The 22561-nt window shown below is 68.5% G+C and carries 20 protein-coding genes; 8 read left to right on the plus strand and 12 right to left on the minus strand.

Annotated elements, in window-relative coordinates; genetic code table 11:
* Positions 1-71: 71 nt before the first annotated feature.
* The 3 genes from ACIPV5_RS11375 to dut are packed head-to-tail and all read right to left on the minus strand — an operon-like array spanning position 72 to position 1856.
* Entirely contained in the window at positions 72-806 is a 735-nt protein-coding gene (locus tag ACIPV5_RS11375) for a DUF3159 domain-containing protein (protein WP_372983504.1), read from the minus strand.
* Positions 803-1390, minus strand: coding sequence for a DUF3710 domain-containing protein (locus tag ACIPV5_RS11380; protein WP_056278806.1), 588 nt, complete (start codon positions 1388-1390; stop codon positions 803-805). Before ACIPV5_RS11380 ends, ACIPV5_RS11375 begins: the two co-directional genes overlap by 4 nt.
* Complete coding sequence (gene dut, locus ACIPV5_RS11385; RefSeq protein WP_056278807.1) at positions 1383-1856, minus strand: dUTP diphosphatase; 474 nt, start codon at positions 1854-1856, stop codon at positions 1383-1385. Before dut ends, ACIPV5_RS11380 begins: the two co-directional genes overlap by 8 nt.
* A gap of 12 nt (positions 1857-1868) precedes the next feature.
* Here dut and ACIPV5_RS11390 point away from each other — a divergent pair, with 12 nt between their 5' ends.
* The gene (locus ACIPV5_RS11390) at positions 1869-2333 is read left to right on the plus strand and encodes a DUF3093 domain-containing protein (RefSeq protein ID WP_056278808.1); all 465 of its coding nucleotides are present in this window, start codon (positions 1869-1871) and stop codon (positions 2331-2333) included.
* Between the two features lie 114 nt (positions 2334-2447).
* Here ACIPV5_RS11390 and ACIPV5_RS11395 read toward each other — a convergent pair whose 3' ends face one another.
* A complete protein-coding gene (locus ACIPV5_RS11395; protein ID WP_042540214.1) occupies positions 2448-2741 on the minus strand; it encodes a DUF4193 domain-containing protein in 294 nt (97 codons plus the stop codon).
* Positions 2742-2937: 196 nt separating this feature from the next.
* Here ACIPV5_RS11395 and sepH point away from each other — a divergent pair, with 196 nt between their 5' ends.
* Positions 2938-3972, plus strand: a complete 1035-nt coding sequence (sepH, locus tag ACIPV5_RS11400) for a septation protein SepH (RefSeq protein WP_394194094.1) — start codon at positions 2938-2940, stop codon at positions 3970-3972.
* A gap of 27 nt (positions 3973-3999) precedes the next feature.
* Here sepH and ACIPV5_RS11405 read toward each other — a convergent pair whose 3' ends face one another.
* On the minus strand, positions 4000-5121 hold the full coding sequence (locus ACIPV5_RS11405) for an alkaline phosphatase family protein (protein ID WP_400341047.1): 1122 nt from the start codon (positions 5119-5121) through the stop codon (positions 4000-4002).
* A 59-nt stretch (positions 5122-5180) separates the two neighbouring features.
* Between ACIPV5_RS11405 and ACIPV5_RS11410 the strand changes: the two genes are divergently transcribed.
* The gene (locus ACIPV5_RS11410) at positions 5181-7622 is read left to right on the plus strand and encodes a DNA topoisomerase (ATP-hydrolyzing) subunit A (RefSeq protein WP_082297818.1); all 2442 of its coding nucleotides are present in this window, start codon (positions 5181-5183) and stop codon (positions 7620-7622) included.
* Between the two features lie 87 nt (positions 7623-7709).
* Here the strand turns inward: ACIPV5_RS11410 and ACIPV5_RS11415 are convergent, their stop codons facing one another.
* Entirely contained in the window at positions 7710-9812 is a 2103-nt protein-coding gene (locus tag ACIPV5_RS11415) for a type IIA DNA topoisomerase subunit B (RefSeq protein WP_082297819.1), read from the minus strand.
* A gap of 182 nt (positions 9813-9994) precedes the next feature.
* On the opposite strand from ACIPV5_RS11415, the gene ACIPV5_RS11420 reads away from it, so the two are divergent.
* Positions 9995-10207, plus strand: coding sequence for a hypothetical protein (locus tag ACIPV5_RS11420; RefSeq protein ID WP_042540282.1), 213 nt, complete (start codon positions 9995-9997; stop codon positions 10205-10207).
* A gap of 54 nt (positions 10208-10261) precedes the next feature.
* Here the strand turns inward: ACIPV5_RS11420 and ACIPV5_RS11425 are convergent, their stop codons facing one another.
* Complete coding sequence (locus ACIPV5_RS11425) at positions 10262-11302, minus strand: alanine racemase (protein WP_295102724.1); 1041 nt, start codon at positions 11300-11302, stop codon at positions 10262-10264.
* Positions 11299-12006, minus strand: a complete 708-nt coding sequence (locus ACIPV5_RS11430) for an alanine racemase (protein WP_230101208.1) — start codon at positions 12004-12006, stop codon at positions 11299-11301. The genes ACIPV5_RS11425 and ACIPV5_RS11430 overlap by 4 nt, the downstream gene beginning before the upstream one ends.
* Positions 12007-12085: 79 nt before the next feature.
* Between ACIPV5_RS11430 and ACIPV5_RS11435 the strand changes: the two genes are divergently transcribed.
* Positions 12086-13102 (plus strand): sugar-transfer associated ATP-grasp domain-containing protein, encoded by a 1017-nt coding sequence (locus ACIPV5_RS11435; protein ID WP_400341048.1) that lies wholly within the window; start codon positions 12086-12088, stop codon positions 13100-13102.
* A gap of 75 nt (positions 13103-13177) precedes the next feature.
* Here the strand turns inward: ACIPV5_RS11435 and ACIPV5_RS11440 are convergent, their stop codons facing one another.
* From ACIPV5_RS11440 to ACIPV5_RS11450, 3 genes are all read right to left on the minus strand, one after another.
* A complete protein-coding gene (locus tag ACIPV5_RS11440; protein WP_053096259.1) occupies positions 13178-13870 on the minus strand; it encodes a coenzyme F420-0:L-glutamate ligase in 693 nt (230 codons plus the stop codon).
* Complete coding sequence (locus tag ACIPV5_RS11445; RefSeq protein ID WP_053096261.1) at positions 13870-15102, minus strand: RNA polymerase sigma factor; 1233 nt, start codon at positions 15100-15102, stop codon at positions 13870-13872. The genes ACIPV5_RS11440 and ACIPV5_RS11445 overlap by 1 nt, the downstream gene beginning before the upstream one ends.
* A 167-nt stretch (positions 15103-15269) precedes the next feature.
* Positions 15270-16211, minus strand: coding sequence for a proteasome assembly chaperone family protein (locus ACIPV5_RS11450; RefSeq protein ID WP_053096264.1), 942 nt, complete (start codon positions 16209-16211; stop codon positions 15270-15272).
* A 103-nt stretch (positions 16212-16314) separates the two neighbouring features.
* On the opposite strand from ACIPV5_RS11450, the gene ACIPV5_RS11455 reads away from it, so the two are divergent.
* From ACIPV5_RS11455 to sucB, 3 genes are all read left to right on the plus strand, one after another.
* A complete protein-coding gene (locus tag ACIPV5_RS11455; protein ID WP_400341049.1) occupies positions 16315-17790 on the plus strand; it encodes a leucyl aminopeptidase in 1476 nt (491 codons plus the stop codon).
* Positions 17791-17792: 2 nt separating this feature from the next.
* Entirely contained in the window at positions 17793-19166 is a 1374-nt protein-coding gene (gene lpdA, locus ACIPV5_RS11460) for a dihydrolipoyl dehydrogenase (RefSeq protein WP_400341050.1), read from the plus strand.
* Between the two features lie 67 nt (positions 19167-19233).
* Positions 19234-21036: a 2-oxoglutarate dehydrogenase, E2 component, dihydrolipoamide succinyltransferase gene (sucB, locus tag ACIPV5_RS11465; RefSeq protein ID WP_400341051.1), complete on the plus strand. Its 1803-nt coding sequence runs from the start codon at positions 19234-19236 to the stop codon at positions 21034-21036.
* Between the two features lie 8 nt (positions 21037-21044).
* Here sucB and ACIPV5_RS11470 read toward each other — a convergent pair whose 3' ends face one another.
* Positions 21045-22547 carry a hypothetical protein gene (locus ACIPV5_RS11470; RefSeq protein WP_400341052.1) on the minus strand — a complete coding sequence of 501 codons (1503 nt, stop codon included), beginning with the start codon at positions 22545-22547 and terminating at the stop codon, positions 21045-21047.
* Positions 22548-22561: the final 14 nt, after the last annotated feature.

A 22561-nucleotide genomic window follows, 5' to 3' on the forward strand; every position in this document is an offset into this window, starting at 1 on the left:
ACCTAACCAGTCTGCTCCGCTCAGCCCTCAGGCGAAAGCCTGCAATTTATCTTGATGTCAAGATAAATCTATCACGGCTGAGCGGCCTTGTCGGCATCGGCGCCGCGCGGATACAGCGCGCGCACGACGAGCCAGGTGACGGCGATCAGCGGCGCGAACAGCGGCAGGCCCATGATCAGCTTCAGCGTGCCGAGCGCGGTGACGTCTCCGGCGAGGTACAGCGGCAACTGCACTGCGAGACGTGCGAAGAACAGAGCGGCCCAGGCCACGCCGAGCCACAGGAAGGCACGACGCTTGCGACGGTCGCGCCGCCATGCGGTGCCCTCCCCCATCAGGAAACCGACCGCGAGACCGATCAGCGACCAGCCGATCAGCGCCGACACCAGCATGCCGGTGCCATAGACGGCGTTGGTGATGAGACCGGGGACGAAGTTGTCTTCGCCGCGGCCCGTCCACAGCGCGAGCGCAGCCGCGGCCGCGGCGGCCACGAGACCGCCGATGGCCGCAGACGGGGGTGACTTCTGGATCAGCCGCACGACGGTGAACACCGCGGCGAGCCCGACCGACACGCCCAGAGGAACGATCAGCGGCTCGGGGCGGATGGTGAAGAGGATGACGAACGCGAGGCTCGGAAGGACGGACTCGAGGATGCCGCGCCATCCGCCGATCGCGGACCACACCACACGGTGCGTCGCGCCGCTCTCGTTCGGGTCGAGACCCGCTCGGCGAGCGGCGCCGCCGAGAGCCGCGCCGACGATGTCCGACGCGCTCTGCTCGCGCTCGGGCTCCGGGGCCGGGGTGGTCACGCGGAGCCGGGAGTCGCGGGCATCTTCAGCGGGATCAGGTCGCGCGGCGGCATCGGAGCGCCACCGCGCACGACGACGATCGACCGGAAGAGATCCTCGACCTTGGCGGCCGCTTCGAGATCGGATGCCGCGGCTCCGCCGATGACCCCACGAAGGAACCAGCGGGGCCCGTCGATGCCGATGAAGCGCGCGAGGCGCAGCTCGGATCCCTCGTTGGCCGCCGCGGGAACCTCGGCGAGGAGCTCCTTGCCGAGGGGACCGTCGCGCTCCTCGACCCGGCCGCCCTGGGTGCGCACCTGATCACGCAGCTGCACCCGGGTCTCGTCCCAGAGACCGCCCGAGCGCGGTGCCGCGAAAGGCTGCACCTGCAGGGACGAATCGGCGTAGTCGAGCCCGACGGCCACGATGCGCTTGGACTGCTCTTCGACCTCGAGCCGAAGGTTGAGGCCCTCGCGCGGAAGGATCTTGATGCCGCCGAGATCGATGTAGGGCCGGACGGGGTTCGCCTCGGAGTCGTCGAACGGGCCCTGTGTCGCCCGGTCGTCCGGTGCGGACTTCGAAGGAGTCGCGTTGTTGTCAGTCATTGGTCTGTCCTGCCGAAGGGGAATGGGATCCTGCCTGGTAGCCCGTCGAGCCGAAGCCACCCTCGCCGCGGACGCTCTCTGGCAGCTCCTCGACCGGGATGAACACGGCTCGGGTCACGGGCATCACGATCAGTTGCGCGATGCGATCGCCGACGGCGACATCGTACGCGCTGTGGATGTCGGTGTTGATCAGGCTCACCTTGATCTCACCGCGATAGCCGGCATCCACCGTGCCGGGCGAGTTGACGATCGAGATCCCGTGCTTGGCCGCGAGCCCGCTGCGCGGCACCACGAAGGCGGCATATCCCTCGGGCAGGGCGATGCGCACTCCGGTGGCCACGAGCGCCCGCTCGCCGGGTGCCAGGTGGACGGCCTCGGCGGCGACGAGATCGGCGCCCGCATCACCGGGGTGGGCGTAGCCGGGCACCACAGAGGCGATAATGGGGACATCAACGGAATCAGTCACCCCACGAGGCTAATGCAGAACATCGCTCCTGACGCGCGGATCCACTACCGCGAGAGACTGTCCCCCAGCCTGTGGCTGCTGGTGACGGTCGCTCTGGCGGGCCCCATGGTGGCGCTCATCTTCGTGCCCGTCGGCTCGACCATCGCCCTGGTCGTCGGCGCAGCGGTCTCGGCTCTCCTCGTGATCGCCTTCCTCGCACTCGCCCCGCCCGTCTCGGTCGACGGCGATGTGCTGCGGGCCGGTCGAGCGCACATCGACGTCCGACACCTCGGCACACCACGGGCGCTGAACGGCGAAGAGGCGCGCCAGGCTCGAGGACCGGGGCTTCCGGCGCGAGGCTGGCATCTGATCCGGGGCGGGGTAGACGGCATCGTCGTCGTTCCGAACATCGACCCCGACGATCCCGTCGACACCTGGACCATCTCGTCGCGCACGCCCGATCGGCTGGCCGCCGCGATCGTCGCCGCCCAGCGCTGACCACGCCGCCCGCCTGAGCACGCTGCGGGATCGATCACGCCGCTCAAGGCCGGAAAGACGACGCGCCCCTGACCAAGAGGTCGGGGGCGCGTGAGATCTCGCTCTATGGTGCGCTCAGGCGGCGCACTCCTTGCAGATGGGGCCGGATGCGCCCTCGTGGTCGAGCTGAGAACGGTGCTTCACGAGGAAGCAGTTCATGCAGGTGAACTCGTCCTGCTGCGCGGGCAGCACGACGACATCGAGCTCGAGGTCGGAGAGATCCGCTCCCGGGAGGTCGAAGCTGGACGGGTTGTCCGCGTCTTCGTCTCCCGATGAGCCGGAGAGCTTGTCCGGCACACGCTCCTTGAGGGCTTCGATCGACTCGGAGTCGTCTTCACTCTTGCGGGGAGCGTCGTAGTCGGTTGCCATGTGGTAAATCTCCACTTTCATGCGAGTGGGTGGTGCGCCGTCGGGGTAATCGGCGGCCATAGTTTGCATGACCGCGGAGGAATAAGCAAATGCCCGCGGCTGCGACAGACCAAACTCACGGCACGCCCAGACTATTCCCGGTTCTGAGCGGCCCCGCGTGACACCATGAACGCACACCCATCAGAGGGGCATTCGCATGGAAAACGTCACCATCGTCGGCACAGAAGCAGGACTGCTCGTACTCGCGACCGAGTCGGGCGAGCGGTTCGCGCTGCCCATCGACGACGTCCTGCACCGAGAGATCCGTCGGGCGACGCGACAGAGCGAGCCGGCTGCTCAGCGTCTCGCGGCGAGCCCGCGCGACATCCAGGCTCAGATCCGCGCCGGCCTCACGGCGCCCGAGGTCGCGGCCCTCCTCGGCATCGGCGTCGACGACGTCATCCGCTTCGAAGGACCCGTTCTCGCCGAGCGCGAGCACGTCATCGGCCAGGCGCTCGCCGTACCCGTCCTGATCGGCAGCGATGTCGAGCCCGACGCTCAGCCGACTTTCGGCACCGCGATCCGAGCCAAGCTGTCAGAGGTCGAGGCCTCTGCCGAGCGCTGGGCGAGCTGGAAGGACGAGAGCGGCTGGATCATCAAGCTCGAGTTCACCGCCAACGAGGTCGAGCACGACGCTCGCTGGAGCTTCGACCCCCGCCGCAGCGCCCTCGCACCGCTCAACGCCGATGCGACCCAGCTGTCTCGCCAGGGCTCGCTGCCGGACGGACTCATCCCGCGACTGCGCGCCGTCGAGGCCGAACGGCAGGCATCGCCCTACAAGGACGACAGCCGTTTCGACTCCGGCGCATTCGGACCACGTCTGCTCCCGGCGCCCGAAACCGAGGTCGACGACAGCATCGCCCCAGAGCGCTCGATGGCAGCGGCGCAGGACGCCGCGATCAAGCGCGCGCCGGAGTCCGCGACGACGAGCCCCGAGACCGCCGACCTGCTCGAGGCGTTGCGACGCCGGCGGGGTCAGCGCGAGACCGCACCGATCCTCGACGAGCCGGACGACGAGAACACGGACCAGAGTCCGATCGCGCTGTTCGACGCCTTCGAGAGCGTTCCCGCGGAGAGTGACGAGCCGGAGCCCGCGCCGGAGCCCGCGAACGAGGGCAACGGTCGCCGTCGACGCCGCAACGCGATGCCGTCGTGGGACGAGATCGTCTTCGGGGCCCGCACCGACGAGTAGACCGGCACCCGGCACGAGTGCGAGGACTCAGCGCGCGAAGGCTCCGAACCTGAGCAGCGGAACCTGACGCTCCTCCGGAGTCAGTCCCCCGTGCTGCCCGATCATTCCACGGCCGCGCTGGTCTGCAGCCGTGCCGTCGTAGACGGCACCGTTGCCCCGGGCCACGACGAGGACATCGCCGATCCGCGACGAGGCCGCCTCGGTCACCTCCGGGCCGAACAACCCCGCCGTGATCGCCTGATCCCGGGTTCCGACATCAGCGACGCCGTCGAGGTCACGAACCCACCGCTCGGCGACCGCAGATGCGTCGGCATCCGGTTCGACATAGACGTGCAGCATCCGCGGTTCCCCACCGAGATGGCGAACTCCCTCGAGGTGCTCTGCCTCGAGAACGATCTGCCGGTGTGCCGGCACGTCGAGCATGCCGTGGTCCGACGTCACGAGCACACCGACACCCGGCGGCACACGTCGTGAGAGCGCGGCGTCGATCTCCTCGAGCGCGGCGATCCAGTGTGCGGAGTCGAGGCCGTATCTGTGCCCCGCCTTGTCGGCCTCGGGGAGGTAGCAGTAGACGAGCGAGCCCGGGTGGCGCTCCGCGAGGTCGTATGCGGCCTCCACTCGCTCGGCGGGTGTCTGGGCGGCGACGAAGTCGGCACCGCGCAGCGTCGCACGGGTGAACCCGCTCCCCGCGTACGCCGCGACGCCGACGGCGAAGGTCGGACGACCCTCTGACCTGGCGCGCTCGAAGACCGTCGGAGCCGCCTGCCACGTCGCCGGATCGAGACCATCCGACTCCCAGCCCGTGAGCTGGTTGACCAGCACGTCCCTGTCGGGATCGAGGACCCGGTAGCCGACCAGTCCATGCTGGCCGGGCCATGTGCCCGTGAGGATGCTGGTGAGAGCCGCCGCGGTGGTCGAGGGGAAGACCGAATGGGCGACATCCTTCTTCGCCATACCGGCGGTGAGCGCTCTGGCGTGGCCGGCATGGGCGCGCAGACTGATGGCGCCGAGGCCGTCGATGAGCACGAGGACGACGGACTCGGCCCGCGGCAGGGTCGCGGACTCACCGCGCAGAGCGGCGAACACGTCGTCCGCCACCCCGACGACGCTCCGGGCTGCCGGCGACTCGGACGGTAGAATGAGGGACATCCGAGCCAGTCTGACACAGGCTCCCGTACGCCCTCAGCCTCGCACCATTCAGGATGCCCATGCCGAAGACCCCGCCTGCCGAGCTCGCCCCTGAGCGTATCCAGGACATCGATCTCGAGACAGAGATGCAGGGTTCCTTCCTCGAGTACGCCTACTCGGTGATCTACTCGCGGGCTCTGCCCGACGCTCGCGACGGCCTGAAGCCCGTGCAGCGACGCATCCTGTATCAGATGGCCGAGATGGGCCTCCGTCCCGACCGCGGTCACGTCAAGAGCGCCCGCGTCGTGGGCGAGGTCATGGGAAAGCTGCACCCGCACGGCGACTCGGCGATCTACGACGCCCTCGTGCGCCTCGCCCAGGAGTGGGCGCTGCGCGTGCCGCTGGTCGACGGACACGGCAACTTCGGCTCGCTCGACGACGGTCCCGCGGCTGCGCGCTACACCGAGGCGCGTCTCGCCTCCCCCGCGATGGCGCTCACCGAGAACCTCGACGAGGACGTCGTCGATTTCATCCCGAACTACGACGGCCAGTTCCAGCAGCCGTCCGTGCTGCCCGCAGCTTTCCCGAACCTGCTCGTCAACGGAGCGAGCGGTATCGCCGTCGGCATGGCGACCAACATGGCACCGCACAACCTGATCGAGGTCGTCGCCGCCGCCACCCACCTGCTCGAGAATCCCGACGCGACGACCGAAGAGCTCATGGAGTTCGTCCCCGGACCGGACTTCCCCTCGGGCGGCATCCTGATGGGTCTCGACGGAGTCAAGGACGCATACGCGACCGGACGCGGCGCATTGAAGGTGCGCGGCAAGGTGTCGGTCGAGCCACTCGGCCCGCGGCGCACCGGCATCGTCGTATCCGAGCTGCCGTACATGGTCGGGCCGGAGCGACTGATCGAGAAGATCCGTGACGCCGTCCAGTCGAAGAAGCTGCAGGGCATCAGCGACGTGACCGACCTCACCGACCGCAACCACGGCCTGCGCGTCGCGATCGGCATCAAGACCGGGTTCGACCCCAACGCCGTCCTCGAGCAGCTCTACCGGCTCACGCCTCTCGAGGATTCCTTCAGCATCAACAACGTGGCTCTGGTCGACGGCCAGCCGCGCACCCTCGGGCTCAAGGAGATGCTGCGCGTCTATGTCGCGCACCGGCTCGAGGTCATCACGCGCCGCAGCCGCTATCGCCTCGCTCGCCGCGAAGAGCGTCTGCACCTCGTCGAGGGGCTCCTCATCGCGATCCTCGACATCGACGAGGTCATCCAGGTCATCCGCTCCTCCGACGACTCCGAGCAGGCGCGCGCACGACTGCGGTCCGTCTTCGACCTCAGCGAACTGCAGGCGGAGTACATCCTCGAGCTGCGCCTGCGGCGTCTGACGAAGTTCTCGCGCATCGAGCTCGAGACCGAGCGCGACGCGCTGCTCGCCGAGATCGCCAGACTCCGCGATCTCCTGTCGAGCGAGGCCCTGCTGCGCGCAGTGGTCGCACAGGAGTTGGATGCCGCAGCCGAGGCCTACGGCACTCCTCGCCGTACGCTCCTGATGAACGCCGCGCCCCCGAAGCCGCGCGCGACGAAGGGTGCCGTTGACCTGCAGATCGCCGATGCTCCCACCGTGCTCGTGCTGTCGACGACCGGACGCGCCGTGCGCGTGGACCTCGCCGAGGGGCAGGAGCTCACGCTGCCGGCCCGACGGAGCAAGCACGACGCGATCCTGACCACCGTCGACACGACGGTGCGCGCGGAGATCGGTGCACTGACGACGGAAGGGCGCGTGCTGCGCTTCTCCCCCGTCGATCTGCCGTCGGTACCGTCGTCTTCCGTGCAGCTCGCGGCAGGCGCGCCGCTGCGCGACTACCTCGGGATCACCACCCGCGGAGAGCGGATCCTCGCGTTCGTGCGCTTCGACAGCGACGTCCCGATCGCCCTGGGCACGGCCCAGGGCACAGTCAAGCGGATCGTTCCCTCCACGCTCCCCGTGCGTCCCGACCTCGAGGTCATCGGCATGAAGCCCGGCGACACGGTCGTGGGTGCTGTCGAGGCTCAGGATGACGCAGACCTCGTGTTCGTGACCACGGATGCCCAGCTGCTGCGCTTCTCGGCCTCAGCCGTGCGCCCGCAGGGAGCACCGGCCGGCGGCATGGCGGGCATGAAGCTGGGGGCCGGCGCGTCCGTGCTGTTCTTCGGCGCTGTCACTCCGGATGCCGATGCCGTCGTCGCCACGGTCTCCGGTTCCGACAGCAGCCTGCCCGGTACCGAACCGGGACGTGCCAAGGTGACCTCGTTCGCGGAGTATCCCTCGAAGGGCCGAGCGACCGGCGGAGTCCGTGCCCACGCCTTCCTGAAGGGCGAGGACCGCCTCATGGTCGCCTGGGTCGGGCCGAGCCCGGCGCAGGCCGTCGATCCGACGGGTGCGGTGCGCAAGCTCCCCGAACCCGGCGCACGACGCGACGCATCGGGTCAGCCGGTGGACGGCGTGATCGGGAGCATCGGCCGCACTCTGGTCTGAGCTCTGTTCCACGCCGCTTGCCGAACGCCCACCGCGACGCGCTGCTCGATGTCTACCGCGCGGCTCTGGCGCTGAGGCGCTGAACGATCAGGCGTCGATCGATTCCCGAGAGAGGCGATCGGACGAATCGATGATGAACTCACGTCGAGGCGCGACCTCGTTGCCCATCAGCAGCTCGAACACGCGACCCGCCGCCTCGGCATCCTCCATGCGCACCCGGCGCAGCAGGCGGCCGCCGCGTTCCATGGTGGTCGTGGCGAGCTGCTCCGCGTCCATCTCGCCGAGTCCCTTGTATCGCTGAATCGGCTCGTGCCACCGCTTGCCCGACTTGCGGAGCTTGGCGAGAAGGGCGTGCATCTCCTGCTCGCTGTAGGTGTAGATGGTCTCGTTGGGCTTGGAGCCCGGATTCATCACGATCACGCGGTGCAGCGGCGGCACCGCGGCGAACACGCGGCCATGCTCGATGAGCGGCCGCATGTAGCGATAGAACAGCGTGAGCAGGAGCGTGCGGATGTGCGCGCCGTCGACATCGGCGTCGCTCATCAGGATGACCTTGCCGTACCGCGCGGCGTCGATGTCGAAGCTGCGGCCGGAGCCCGCACCGATCACCTGGATGATCGATGCGCACTCGGCGTTCGACAGCATGTCGCCGACCGACGCCTTCTGGACGTTGAGGATCTTTCCGCGAATGGGCAGCAGCGCCTGGAACTCGCTGTTCCGTGCGTTCTTCGCTGTGCCGAGCGCGGAGTCTCCCTCGACGATGAACAGCTCGCTGCGCTCCACCTCGTTCGTGCGGCAGTCGACCAGCTTGGTCGGAAGGGTGGAGGACTCGAGCGCGTTCTTTCGGCGCTGGGTCTCCTTGTGGGCACGAGCGGAGACTCGTGCCTTCATCTCCGCGACCACCTTGTCGAGCAGCTGCGTCGACTGGCTCTTGTCGTCGCGCTTCGTCGAGCTGAATCGGGCGCCGAGATCCTTCCGGAGCACCTGGGCCACGATCTGACGCACGGCCGGGGTGCCGAGGATCTCCTTCGTCTGGCCCTCGAACTGCGGCTCGGGGACGTTCACCGTGAGCACCGCGGTGAGCCCGGCGAGGACGTCGTCCTTCTCGAGCTTGTCGTTGCTGCCGACCTTCAATCGACGTGCGTTCTGCTCGACCTGCGAGCGCAGCACCTTGAGCAGCTCCTGCTCGAAGCCCTGCTGGTGGGTGCCGCCCTTGGGGGTCGCGATGATGTTGACGAACGACCGCGTGGTCGTGTCGTAGCCGGTGCCCCACCGCATCGCGATGTCGACGGCGCAGACGCGCTCGACCTCTGTGGCGATCATGTGGCCGTCGGCCTGCAGCACCGGCACTGTCTCTTTGAACGTGCCTTCGCCCTGGATGCGCCAGGTGTCGGTGACGGGAGCGTCGTTCGCGAGGTACTCGACGAACTCCGAGATGCCGCCGTCGTACCGGTAGGACGTCTCGATCGGCTGGCCCTCGACCTCGGCGCCGTTGGCCGCGCGCTCGTCGCGGATCACGAGTTCCAGCCCTGGGACGAGGAACGCCGTCTGACGTGCGCGAGTCACCAGGTCGTTGAGCTGGAACGCGGCATCCTTCGTGAAGATCTGGTGATCCGCCCAATAGCGGATACGTGTTCCGCTCGTGCCGCGCGGCGCCTTGCCGACGACCCGCAGCTCGCTCTTGTCCTGGAACGGGGTGAACGGAGCGTCCGGCCGCTTCTCACCCTTGTCGGCGAAGAGTCCGGGCTCTCCGCGATGGAACGACATGGCATAGGTCTTGCCACCTCGGTCTACCTCGACGTCGAGCCGCTCCGAGAGGGCGTTCACCACAGAGGCGCCCACACCGTGCAGACCACCGGATGCCGCGTACGAGCCTCCGCCGAACTTTCCGCCGGCATGCAGCTTCGTGAAGACGACCTCGACGCCGGTGAGACCGGTGCGCGGCTCGACGTCGACGGGGATGCCGCGACCGCGGTCGTGGACCTCGACACTGCCGTCCTCATGCAGGATGATGTCGATCTTCGAGCCGTTGCCCGCGACGGCCTCGTCGACGGCGTTGTCGATGATCTCCCAGAGGCAGTGCATCAGGCCCGGGGATCCGTTCGAGCCGATGTACATACCTGGGCGCTTGCGGACGGCCTCGAGCCCTTCGAGCACCTGGAGATGATGGGCGGAATACTCGGCGGTCACAATCTCCGAGTCTATTCGCGATGCCTCTCCACCAGCCGCAGACACTCCCCGGGAGCCCTCAGTACGGCACCCGCGCGTACGCGCTGAGCGAAACACGCCGCAAACCGGGCATGCACACAGCCCCAGCGTGGTTGTATTGAACACGCCCAGCCAGCGAACCCGACACTCAAGGAGGCCCCGAGATGAACGCAACGACCGAACGTGAGACCTCCGCCGTCGAGTTCCGCCTGACCGCCATGGATCGCTGTGATTCATGTGGCGCTCAGGCCTACATCGCCGCCGAGGTCAACGGATCCGAGCTCCTGTTCTGCGCCCACCACGGTCGCAAGTACGAAGAGAAGCTCCGCAGCATCGCAACGAGCTGGCACGACGAGACCGCACGACTGATCGACTGATCGGTCGCGGTTCGATCCGCCTCGGAGCCCGTCACCAGACGGGCTCCGCCTTCGTTAAGGGGTGGTGACCCGGCGCACGCGGCTCGTGAGCCGAGTGAGGATCTCCTCGCCGACGGTGTCGACGCGCTCGGCGAGGGTCGTCGCACTCGCTTCTCCGTGCTCGCCCGCGCCAAACAGCCAGACCGAGTCGCCGATCTGCATCCCCGGCCACCCCTGGACCAGCGACGTCGTCTCGTCGATCCGCAGCAGCTCGCGAGATCCGCCCGGGGTGCCCACGTCTGCTCCCGCGAGAGTGGACGGGATACCGTCGAACGACCCGACGCCGACCTGCGCATTCCCGTCCGAGATCTTCCGGACCGTCGCCGTGAGCTCGGCCACCGGCGTGACACCCGGCAGGTCGGGTCCCTCCGCCGAGCGGACGCCGTAGCAGAACGCCCCGATCCGAGACAGCGAGCCGCGGAGCTCCGGCCGCCACCAGGACGCAGCGGATGCCGTCAGGTGCAGCGCCTCGGGCGTCGGTCCGGACTGCTCCACGACACGGACGGCATCGAGGAACAGGGCCTGAGCATCGTCGTCCTCGTCGTCGCTCGCCTCGGCGAGATGGCTCCAGATCCCGGCGAGCTCGAGGTGTCCCGCCGCTTCACCCGCGCGCACATCGGCGACGGTGCGCTCCCACTCGGCCGGGAGCAGACCGTTGCGATGCAGCCCCGTGTCGATCTTGAGGTGGATCCGTGCCCGCGCGCCGGCATGCGCAGCCCTGGCGGTGATGCGCGCCAGGTACTCCGCCGATCCGACGCCGAGGTCGATGTCGGCGCGCAGCGCGTCGTCGATCTCCTCATCCGTCGAGGTGACCCACGCGAAGATCCGACCGGTGTCGCCGAGCACGCGTCGTGCTTCGACCCCGCTTCGGACGTCGTATGACCCGTACCACTCGACGCCCGTGTCCTTCGCCGCCTCGACGGCCCACCGGAGTCCGTGACCGTACGCGTCGTCCTTGAGGACGACCATGAGCTCCGACGGGGCGATGCGATCGCGGACCGCGCGGATGTTCGCTCGGAACAGGTCGGTGTCGATCCGCAGCTCCGGCCGACTCATGCCTCCCACCCCCGCTCCGCGTGTGCCCCCGCGACGGTGACGAGCTCGGCGATCGTGAGTCCGGTGACGGCGCTCCATCGGGCGAGCCCGGGAGCGGCCGGCCCGCGACCTCCGAAGTAGGTGGCCTCGGCGCCCACGGTGACGGCGGCGGATCCCTGCAGATCGATCACGCACACATCCATCGCGACACGCCCGATGATCGGGCGCTGCACACCGTCGATCTCCACGTGGGCGGCATTGCCCAGCGCGCGCACGATCCCCTGGGCGTAGCCGCCGGTGATGAGTGCGGCCGTCGTGTCATGGGCCACTCGATGGGTGTAGCCGTAGGAGACCGCGTCTCCGGCCCTGAGCGGCTTCGTGGAAAGCACTCTGCCGACGAGCCGCATGACCGGCCTCGCGCTCAGTGCTCCCTCCGCATCGGGGAGCCCGTAGAGCAGGAAGGGGTCGATATCCGGTGCGCCGGTCGTCACGGCGTCGATGCCTTCGAGAGCCAGGGCCTCGACCTCCTCGGCATGGTCGACCAGCACGGCCTCCGCACCGGCGGCGACCACCGCGTGTGCGACGGAGAGCACCCCATGCCCCCAGGCATCGCGGCGGAGGTCGGCGACGCGTCCCCCTGCATCGACGGCGGCAGCGGATGCGACCGCGAGCGCCGACCGCGAGATCATCGCGCGCGGGCGGGAGCTGGATGTCTTCTCACACACGTTTCCAGCCTAGCTCCGCCTTCTCAGGATGCCCCACGCACCCACCGTAGACTGGAGGGGACCCCGAACTTGGAGATCCATGTCACGCTTTTCCCTCGCGCCCCGCGTCCGCTATCTGCTGGCGCGTGCTCGCCGCATCGACGTCGCCTCGGTCATCGAGAGGGCCAAAGAGGCGTCTTCTCAGCACGGCAAGGCCGTTCCCCTCGTGGTCGTCGACATGCTGTGGTCAGCGGGCCGCCATAACGTCGGATTCCAGGACTACATCGACTACGACTTCGCGATCCTCACCAAGGCGGAGCGCGACACGTTCATGACCCACCCCGTGTCGAACGAGATCTCGCAGAAGTACGACCACCCCGACTATCGGCACCTGTTCCATGACAAGGCAGAGTTCAACGCCGTCTTCGATGCCTTCCTCAAGAGGGAGTGGATGCTCATCACGCAGGGCAACGCAGACGAGCTGCGTTCATTCACCGAGCGCCAGGGCACGATCGTCGTGAAGGAGACGCACGGCCAGGCGGGCACGGGTGTCCACCGCTACCACGCCGCCGACGTGACCGACTGGGATGCGTTCCACGTCGAGCTGCTCTCGAAGAAGCAGGTCCTCGTCGAAGAGGTCATCCGCCAGCACGCCGACCTCGCGGCCGTGTGCCCCGGCACCGTGAACACCACCCGCATCACCGCATTCTTCGATGGCGAGAAGACGCACATCCTCGCGATGGCCCAGAAGTTCGGACGCGGGGCGGTGAGCGACCAGATGAGCTTCGGCGGCTTCTACACGATGCTCGACGAGAACGGTCACTCTGTGGGATCCGGATACGACTCTCACGGCCACGTGCACGTCACGCACCCGGACTCCGGCTTCCCGATCGCCGACTTCCAGCTGCCGATGATGGACGAGGTCCGCGAGTTCGTCGACCAGGTCGCGCGCGTCGTACCGCAGATCCAGTACGTCGGCTGGGATGTCGTGGTCACGCCTGACGGTCCGGTGCTCGTCGAGGGCAACTGGGGCGCCGGCGTGTACGAGAACAAGCCGAGCGTCACCGGGATCCGCACAGGACACAAGCCGCGCTACCAGGCCGCGATCGGGTTCTGACCGCGGCAGGCATGAAGAAGGGCCCGGATGCTGAGCATCCGGGCCCTTCTTGCTGAGGCGTCGATCACGCGGAGGTCAGACCTCGCGGACGATCCCCATCGGGGTCGACTGCGTCGCCTGGCCGAGAGGATTGTCGCCCAGGATCTGGACGAGCCGACGCTCCCCCGCCTTGTCGAGCGTCGAGCCGAGGATGTTGCCGCCGATGTCGTTGATGTCGACGACGGCGACCTCGAGGTCGCCGCCGAGCATCTTCTTCAGACGGAGGGCCACCTCACGCGGGTTCTTCGGTCCGAGGACGACCGCCTGGTTGTACGGCGGGATCGTGTTCTTCGTCGGGCCGTCGATGGCGCGTGCCTTGTCACCTGCGATGCGGTAGAAGTCACCGCGACGCCCGAAGGCCTTGGTGATCACCGAGACGCCGGCTGCGAAGAGGATCCGCAGGGTGCCGCATTCGCGCAAGGCCATCTCCATCGTCTCGGGCATGCCGAGACCGATGCCGTAGGAGGTGCGGACGACGTATCGCGACAGGAAGCGCGCAAGCGGACGGGGCGTGATCTCGTCGAGCCGGTACGACCGGCCCTGCGTGATCGCCACGATCTTCTCGGTCACGAACAGCAGGTCACCGGGCTGAACAGCTTCCTTCGCGTACTCCAGGACGACGGAGTCGAGGTCGTCGTTCGGCATGACGACGCGCGTCCGCAGCGGGATGCGCGCGTAGTTCTTGCCGTCGACGCTCGCCTCGAGCGCCTTGCCTTCGTTCGCCTGCATCACTCGAGGTAGTCCCGCAGCGACTGCGAGCGGCTCGGGTGGCGGAGCTTCGCCATCGTCTTCGACTCGATCTGACGGATGCGCTCACGCGTCACGCCGAACGTGTCACCGATCTGGTCGAGGGTCTTGGGCTGTCCGTCGCCGAGTCCGAAGCGCATCCGGATGACACCGGCCTCACGCTCGGAGAGCGAGTCGAGCAGCTGCTCCAGCTGACGCTGCAGCATCGTGAAGCCCACGGCATCCGCGGGGACCACTGCCTCGGTGTCCTCGATGAGGTCACCGAACTCGCTGTCGCCGTCCTCACCGAGAGGCGTGTGCAGGGAGATCGGCTCTCGGCCGTACTTCTGCACCTCGACGACCTTCTCGGGCGTCATGTCCAGCTCGCGGCTGAGCTCTTCGGGCGTGGGCTCACGGCCCAGGTCCTGCAGCATCTGGCGCTGCACTCGGGCGAGCTTGTTGATGACCTCGACCATGTGCACGGGGATGCGGATGGTGCGGGCCTGGTCTGCCATCGCGCGGGTGATCGCCTGACGGATCCACCAGGTGGCGTACGTCGAGAACTTGAAGCCCTTGGTGTAGTCGAATTTCTCGACGGCGCGGATCAGACCGAGGTTGCCCTCCTGGATCAGGTCCAGGAACTGCATGCCGCGGCCGGTGTAGCGCTTGGCGAGCGAGACGACGAGACGGAGGTTCGCGCCGAGCAGGTGGCTCTTCGCGCGCTGACCGTCGCGGGCGACCCACTGCAGGTCGAGCCCGAGCTGGCTGGCCTTCTCGGCGGCCGTCATCGTGGAGAGCTTCTCCTCGGCGAACAGGCCGGCCTCGATGCGCATCGCGAGCTCGACCTCTTCGGCCGCGTTCAGCAGGGCGACCTTTCCGATCTGCTTCAGGTAGTCCTTGACAGGGTCGGCGGTCGCACCGGTGATCTGCGTGGAGTAGACGGGCACGTCTTCGTCGTCGTTCGACGAGATGACGATCGCGCCCGTGGGCAGAGGCTCGGTGAACTTCGGCTTGGAGTCCTCGTCGTCCTCATCGGGCTCTGCGGCGGGAGGAGTCTCGTCGTCTTCGACGATGTCATCGGCCTTCTTCTTCTTCGCGGGCGCGCGCTTGGCAGCGGCACGCTGCGCGGCGGTCTTGGGCGCCGGCTTCTCAGCGGCCTCCTCGACCGGAGCATCGACCTCGGGAGCGTCGGCGGTCTTCTTCGTCCGGGTCTTCTTCGTCGTGGCAGGAGTCACGTTTCGCCTTTCACGGGGCCGCTCGCAGGCCCCGGAGCATTTCGGACACTAGTAAGACCCTTGTCAAGTCCAATCTCCGGAAAGATCGATTGACAACGGGCCAGAGTCCTAGTATCGCACACGTGTGGGCATGCAGGTGCAATCCGCCCAAGTTCGCTCGCTCGATGTCAGCCGCGACCCGGCTTGTCCTCGTCGCCGCTGGGGCGCGAGGCGAGGTAGCGCTCGAGTTCTGCGGCGAGCTCATCCGCGCTCGGCAGGTCGCGCTCGTTGAATCCGCCCTCGTCGTACGACCCGTCCTCAGGATCACGACCGGCCATATACGCGTCGTAGCGGCGCTCGAGCCCCTGCACCATCTGCTGCAGCTCATCGTTGCCCAGCACCTGGTCGTCGACGCGCGTGAGGTAGTCCTGGCGGCGCTCCTGCACCTCGTCGAGCAGGATGACCAGGCCCGTGGCGGCCATCAGCTTCTCGGCTGCCGCGATCACGGCGTCGGGGTTCTCGGTCTCGGCGAGGTAGTGCGGCACGAGCAGCACGAACCCGACGACGCGCTCACCGTGCTCCGCGAAGCGGAATTCGAGGAGATGCCCCGCAGTGGCCGGCACCTGGGTGCGCGGGCGCCATACCGAGTGAGCCACGGTGAGCTCACGGCGGTTGCCGCTCACCGTCGTGCCGATGGGGCGGGTGTGCGGGACCGGCATCGCGATCGAGTGCACCCAGTTGAGCCCGGAGACCTCGAATTCGTCGGCGAGCTCGAGCACGGTGCGCGCGAACTCGTTCCAGGCGAAGTCCGGCTCGTAACCGGCGAGGAGGAGGAACTTCTGGCCGAGGGCGTCGGTCGCGAGCGAGAGCTCCAGCCGGGCAGGACGGAACTCGGTCAGGTGATCCTGGTCGAAGGAGATCACCGGGCGGCGTGCGCGGTAGTCCAGCAGCACGTCGTTGTCGAAGACGGCGATCGGCTCGGGCGACGTCGTCTCGCGAAGGTGCTCGATGAGCCCGGAGACGGCGCTGCCTGCGTCGGTGAAACCCGTCAGGAGCAGGACAAGGGGCAGTCCGCGCGGCACGACCGGTGCGTTCGCTACACGTTCATGGATCTCTCCGGAGAAGGGCATGAGTCAATGCTACGAGCAGCGTCGGACGGCCGGGCGGTGACCTTCAAGCTGAGAGCGAACACCCGCTCGGCGCCCGGGCGCGCGACCCTCCTAGGATGGAGGTATGACGCTTCCCGCGCTCTCGCGCACCTCAGATCAGTTCCCAGGAAGCGCTGCAGACGCCGCAGTGCTCGTCATCCCCGAGATCTCGGACTCCGCAGAGTCGCTGACCGGCTACCCCGGACTCGCCGACTCCCTGCAGGCCGTCGGCCACACCGGCTCGGCCTCGTCGTTCACGCGGGCCTACGCCCCCGAGGTCACGACCCTGCCGTTCGCCGTCGTCGGCGTGGGCCGTGAGCCCGATGCCTCCGCCGTGCGCAACGCCGTAGGCACAGCCCTCCGGTCTCTGACCGGCTTCGAGACGGTCTCGGTGGCCCTGGCTCCCGGTCTCGAGCAGTTCGCGGCCGCCGCCGCAGAGGGCGCCGTGCTCGGCGGCTACCGGTTCGACGGCTACCGCAAGGAGTCGGGCAAGACCCGCGCGTCTTCCGTGCTGCTGCATGCCGACCTCGACGAGTCCGCACTCTCCAGGTCCATCGCCGTCGGCGAGGCGATGGCCCTCATCAAGGATCTCGTGTTCGTCCCGGCCGAGTGGCAGAGCCCGGCCCAGCTCGCACAGAGCGCAGCCGACAGCGTCGACGGGCTGGCGGATGTCTCGGTGGAGATCCTCGACGAGAAGTCGCTCGCCGAACAGGGCTTCGGCGGTATCCTCGGCGTCGCGCAGGGCTCCGACAGGCCGCCGCGCCTCGTCCGTCTCGACTACGCACCCGCGAACGCCACACGTCACATCGCACTCGTCGGCAAGGGGATCACGTTCGACACCGGTGGGCTGTCGCTCAAGCCGGCGGCCTCGATGGTCGGCATGAAGTTCGACATGGCCGGTGCCGCGACGAGCGTCGCAGCACTGCGGGCGATCGCCGCTCTCGCCCTGCCCGTGCACGTCACCGCTTGGCTCTGCATCACCGACAACATGCCGTCAGGTCGTGCATTGCGTCCGGGAGACGTCATCCGCATCCTCGACGGCACGACCGTCGAGGTTCCGAACACGGATGCAGAGGGGCGCCTGGTCATGGCCGACGGCCTCGTCGCGGCCAGCCGCGAGAACCCCGACGTCATCATCGACGTCGCGACTCTCACCGGAGCGATCGTGATGGCTCTCGGGCACCGCCACACCGGGGTGTTCGGTGACGACGGCGCCGTCACGGAGTTCCTCGCCGCCGCCGACGCCGCCGATGAGCTCGCGTGGCACATGCCGCTCCCGGCCTACATGGAGGACTCGCTGGACTCCCCCATCGCCGACATGCAGAACGCCAACATGAGCGATCGGATGGGTGGGGCGTCGTACGCCGGCCTCTTCCTGCGCCGCTTCGTCGGCCGGGTCTCCGACGAGAAGGACGCCCCGCGCATCCCGTGGGTGCACCTCGACATCGCCGGCTCCGGCGAGCACAACGGCGCACCGTACGGCTTCACCGACAAGGGCCCCACCGGAGCGATGGTCCGGTCGATCATCGCGTTCGCCGAAGCATCCCACAAGGAGGCATGACCATGACCACGCACACCTTCGACATCGTCGTCCTGGGCGGAGGCAGCGGCGGGTACGCCGCTGCTCTGCGTGCGAGCGAGCTCGGCAAGTCCGTCGCGCTCATCGAGAAGGACAAGGTCGGCGGCACCTGCCTGCACCGCGGCTGCATCCCGACGAAGGCGCTGCTGCACGCGGCCGAGGTCGCCGAGCATGTGCGAGACGCCGCCCACGTCGGCATCTCCGCGACCCTCGACGGAATCGACCCCGCCGGGGTGCGCGCATACCGCGAGGGGATCGTCGCGAAGAAGTACAAGGGCCTCGAGGGCCTGGTGAAGGCCCGTGGCATCACGACCGTCGCCGGCTTCGGTCGCCTGAACGCCGACCGGTCGGTGAGCGTGGGCGACGACGTCTACGTCGGCGCCGATGTCATCCTCGCCACCGGCTCGTACAGCCGGACCCTCCCGGGACTCGAGATCGGCGGACGGATCCTCACCAGCGAACAGGCGCTGTCGCTCGACGTGATCCCCGAGCGCGTGCTCGTGCTCGGCGGCGGCGTGATCGGCGTGGAGTTCGCCAGCGTCTGGCGTTCGTTCGGCACCGAGGTCACCATCATCGAAGCGCTGCCGCACCTGGTGCCCAACGAGGACATCGCGATGAGCAAGGGCCTCGAACGGGCGTTCCGCCGCCGCGGCATCCAGTACTCCCTCGGAATCCGCTACCAGAGCGCCACGCAGGACGACAGCTCGGTGACCGTCACGCTGGAGGACGGCAAGGAGTTCACCGCCGACTACCTTCTCGTGGCGGTCGGACGAGGTCCGGTCACGGCCGACCTCGGCTTCGAAGAGGCCGGCGTGACTCTCGATCGTGGTTTCGTCACGGTCGATCAGGACCTGCACACCGGTGTGCCCGGGCTCTGGGCCGTCGGAGACATCACGCCCGGTCTGCAGCTCGCTCACCGCGGTTTCCAGCAGGGCATCGCCGTCGCGGAACGCATCGCCGGTCTCTCCCCCGCGCACGTCCCCGACATCCAGATCCCGAAGGTCACGTACTCGAGCCCCGAGGTCGCCTCGGTCGGCGTCACGGAGGAGGCTGCCGTCGCCGAGCACGGCGCCGATGCTGTCGTGGCGTACGAGTACAACCTCGCCGGCAACGGCAAGAGCGAGATCATCGGCACAGCCGGCCTCGTGAAGGTGGTCCGACTCAAGGACGGGCCGGTCATCGGTGTCCATCTGCTCGGCGACCGAGTGGGCGAGCTCATCACCGAGGGCCAGCTGGCCGTCGCGTGGGAGGCCCACCCCGAGGACATCGCCCCCCTGATCCATGCACATCCCACACAGAGCGAGGCGCTCGGTGAAGCCTTCCTCGCCCTCGCCGGAAAGCCGCTGCACGCCCTCTGAACACCAACCGGTGAACAGTTCACTAAGCTAGACACGCGTCATTTAACTTCCTGAAGGAGACTCAGTCATGAGCACATCCGTCGTCCTCCCCCCTCTCGGCGAGAGCGTCACAGAGGGTACCGTCACCCGCTGGCTCAAGCAGGTGGGAGACACCGTTCAGGCGGATGAGGGCCTGCTCGAGATCTCGACCGACAAGGTCGACACCGAGATCCCCTCGCCCGTCACCGGTGTGATCGAGGAGATCCTCGTCGCCGAGGACGAGACCGTCGAGGTCGGCGCGCTCCTCGCGCGTATCGGCGACGGCAGCGCCGCTGCTCCTGCCGCGGATGCTCCTGCAGCCGCAGCGCCCGCCGCGGAGGAGGCGCCTCAGGCTGCAGCACCGCAGGCCGAGGCCCCCTCGGAGCCCGCTCCTGCTGCCGAAGCTGCGCCCGCTACCGCGGCTGCCCCGGCCGCTGCCCCCGCAGGCGACGCTACGGACATCGTCCTCCCCGAACTCGGCGAGAGTGTGACCGAAGGCACCGTCACCCGCTGGCTCAAGCAGATCGGTGACACCGTCGAGGTCGACGAGGCCCTGCTGGAGATCTCGACCGACAAGGTCGACACCGAGATCCCCTCGCCCGTCGCCGGCGTGCTGCAGGAGATCGTCGCCGCCGAAGACGAGACCGTCGAGGTCGGCGCTGTGCTTGCTCGTGTCGGTTCCGGAGCAGCTCCCGCCGCCGCACCGGCTGCGGAGGCTCCGGCCGCCGAGGCTCCTGCCGCTCCCACCGAGACTCCCGCATCTGCGGCAGAGGCACCTGCTGCTCCCGCGGCAGAAGCCCCCGTGCAGCAGGCTCCGGCAAGCGAGGGTGCGTCCGCACCTGTCGCCCCCGCCCCGGCGGCAGCGCCGTCCGAGCCCGCGCCCGCGGCGGCATCGGCTCCGGCTCCGGCTCCGGCCGAGCAGAAGCTGTCCCTCCCGACCGAGAGCGACAACCTGTACGTGACCCCGCTCGTGCGCCGTCTGGCTTCGCAGCAGGGCGTCGACCTGGCCAGTGTCACCGGTACCGGCGTGGGCGGACGCATCCGTAAGGAGGATGTGCTCAAGGCCGCAGAGAGCGCGTCGGCGGCACCCGCCGCTGCGGCCGCCCCTGCTGCGCCCGCTCCGCTCGAGGTCTCGCCGTTGCGTGGCACCACGCAGCCGATGTCGCGCCTGCGCAAGGTTCTGGCCAAGCGCGCCGTCGAGTCGATGCAGCAGACCGCACAGCTCACGACGGTCGTCGAGGTCGATGTGACCGCTCTGGCGGAGTACCGCGACAGCGTCAAGGCGTCTTTCCTCGAGAAGACGGGCGACAAGCTGTCGTTCCTGCCGTTCTTCGCCCTCGCTGCCGCTGAGGCTCTGCGTGCCTTCCCGATCGTGAACGCCACGGTCGACGGCGAGCAGATCGTCTACCCCGAGTCCGAGAACGTCTCGATCGCCGTGGACACCGAGCGCGGTCTGCTCACGCCGGTGCTGCGCGACGCCGCGTCGAAGAACATCGCCGAGATCGCGCATGAGATCGCCGACCTCGCGGCACGCACGCGCGACAACAAGCTGAAGCCCGACGAGCTCGCCGGCGGCACGTTCACGCTGACCAACACGGGTTCGCGTGGCGCGCTGTTCGACACTCCGGTCGTCTTCCTGCCGCAGTCGGCGATTCTCGGCACCGGAACGGTCGTCAAGCGCCCCGGTCTCGTCAAGGTCGGCGGCGCAGACGCGATCGCCGTCCGCTCGTACGTGTACCTCGCTCTCTCGTACGACCACCGCATCATCGACGGAGCAGACGCCGCTCGCTTCCTCGGTGCTGTGAAGGCCCGCCTCGAGTCGGCGCAGTTCGCCGCTCAGCTCGGAGCCTGACCACCGCATCATCCTGGCTGGTCCGCGACGTCGTACACGTCGCGGACCAGCCATTTCTCTGCCACCCGGACGAGTACGACCATGCGCTCGCCGGCGGCGGACTCCGCACCGTCCTCTTCCCCTCCCGACGCAGAAGCTCGGATCACGGCGACATCCCCGTACTCGTCCACGGGTTCGAGCTGTAATGCTTCCTCACCTTCCGCCAATGCGTCCGCGACCCCGATGGACCCCTGAGCGACCGCTTCGGCGCAGACCGCGTCGTCGTTCGCCGCGCAGGTCCTGATCGCGTCGATGAGGTGGTGCGCCGCCTCGACCGGATCCTCCGGATCGGCTCGCTCGGGCGGTGATCCCTTCGGGGACTCGTCCGGCTTCGGTTCGGGTGCCGTCGGCGTCGCCGCCGGTGAAGGATCGGCAGACGCAGAGTCGATCTGCTCCGCGTCCTGAGCGCTCGTCGGCACCGCCGCGGCATCCCCGTCGCCCGGTTCCCCTGTCGCGCCTCCCGGCCAGAGGAGTCCGCCGGCGAGCACCGCTACGGCCGCAGCCGCTGCGACGATCGCCCTCCGCCCACGTCGCACGGGGGTTCGGACGCGCGCTGTGGGGGCCTCCATCCTCCGGTCGACGCGAGCGGCGCGTGCTCGATCCGCGTCTCTCCGATGCCGGCGCGCGACCACGAAGAGCATCGCGCCCCGCCAGAGGTCGAGGCGACGCAGCAAGGGCGCGACGACGCGAGACGACACAGCGCGCACGCGGTTGTCCGCCATGGGTCGAGTGGCACGAGTTCTCACCCGACTTCGCGCGTCGGGTCGCACGACCGCTGCGCGGATCGCTGCGTCCGCACTTCTTGCCAGCTCAGGCGCATGCACATCGCGTCTCAGCGGTTTCGGCGCCGCGGTGTCGAACAGGTCCGCCTCCCACCCCTCGAGCTGTCGCATCGGCATCCCCGGCCGTCCTGTGGCAGCGCTCAGCCCTTCCTCGATCGTGACGAGCAGGCGACCGAGTGCGCGGTCGACGCAGTCCTCGCGAATCCGCGCGACGAGACCCGCCGCTGCCGTCCGTGCCGTCTCGCCTGCGCCGATCACGAAAGTCGGTCGCCCGTCATCCGTGAGCCACCAGCCACCCGTGTGTTCGTGCTCGTCGGTCCGTCCGAGCTCGCCCAGACCTCGCAGGATGCTGGCGACCAGGGTCGTCATCTCCCCGGAGCCGAGCGCGACGTCGGCTGCCGCGCGACGACCGACGAACGTCGCGACCCTCTCGGTGCACCATGGAAGCAGCGCGTCGTGCCCGTCGGCGCGCCGCACGATGTCGAGCGGCCCCGCGACGTGCTCGTCACCGGCGTGATCCCACCCCGCCCACCCGCTGATCGAGGCGGAGTCCACCAGAACGGCCATCGCCGCGCCTCGGGTGACCAGCGTTCCCGCGTACGGCCCCTCGTCCGCGTCGATCCTCCTGATCGTCCGATGCGCACCGGGCACCAGTGCCGCACCGCTCGCCTTCGTTTCCGTCTCCGCCATTCCCCCATGTCATC

Origin of the sequence: Microbacterium sp. NPDC090014, assembly GCF_044748285.1 — a bacterium.
Taxonomy (GTDB): Bacteria; Actinomycetota; Actinomycetes; order Actinomycetales; family Microbacteriaceae; genus Microbacterium.

Bases quoted from the DNA above. Each gene is read 5' to 3' on its own strand.
- ACIPV5_RS11395 (WP_042540214.1), bottom strand. From the start codon at position 2,741: ATGGCAACCGACTACGACGCTCCCCGCAAGAGTGAAGACGACTCCGAG.
- ACIPV5_RS11410 (WP_082297818.1), top strand. From the start codon at position 5,181: ATGCCGAAGACCCCGCCTGCCGAGCTCGCCCCTGAGCGTATCCAGGAC.
- ACIPV5_RS11425 (WP_295102724.1), bottom strand. From the start codon at position 11,302: ATGAGTCGGCCGGAGCTGCGGATCGACACCGACCTGTTCCGAGCGAAC.
- sucB (WP_400341051.1), top strand. From the start codon at position 19,234: ATGAGCACATCCGTCGTCCTCCCCCCTCTCGGCGAGAGCGTCACAGAG.
- ACIPV5_RS11450 (WP_053096264.1), bottom strand. From the start codon at position 16,211: ATGCCCTTCTCCGGAGAGATCCATGAACGTGTAGCGAACGCACCGGTC.
- ACIPV5_RS11470 (WP_400341052.1), bottom strand. From the start codon at position 22,547: ATGGCGGAGACGGAAACGAAGGCGAGCGGTGCGGCACTGGTGCCCGGT.
- lpdA (WP_400341050.1), top strand. From the start codon at position 17,793: ATGACCACGCACACCTTCGACATCGTCGTCCTGGGCGGAGGCAGCGGC.
- ACIPV5_RS11380 (WP_056278806.1), bottom strand. From the start codon at position 1,390: ATGACTGACAACAACGCGACTCCTTCGAAGTCCGCACCGGACGACCGG.
- ACIPV5_RS11435 (WP_400341048.1), top strand. From the start codon at position 12,086: ATGTCACGCTTTTCCCTCGCGCCCCGCGTCCGCTATCTGCTGGCGCGT.
- ACIPV5_RS11390 (WP_056278808.1), top strand. From the start codon at position 1,869: ATGCAGAACATCGCTCCTGACGCGCGGATCCACTACCGCGAGAGACTG.
- ACIPV5_RS11440 (WP_053096259.1), bottom strand. From the start codon at position 13,870: ATGCAGGCGAACGAAGGCAAGGCGCTCGAGGCGAGCGTCGACGGCAAG.
- ACIPV5_RS11455 (WP_400341049.1), top strand. From the start codon at position 16,315: ATGACGCTTCCCGCGCTCTCGCGCACCTCAGATCAGTTCCCAGGAAGC.
- sepH (WP_394194094.1), top strand. From the start codon at position 2,938: ATGGAAAACGTCACCATCGTCGGCACAGAAGCAGGACTGCTCGTACTC.
- ACIPV5_RS11420 (WP_042540282.1), top strand. From the start codon at position 9,995: ATGAACGCAACGACCGAACGTGAGACCTCCGCCGTCGAGTTCCGCCTG.
- ACIPV5_RS11405 (WP_400341047.1), bottom strand. From the start codon at position 5,121: ATGTCCCTCATTCTACCGTCCGAGTCGCCGGCAGCCCGGAGCGTCGTC.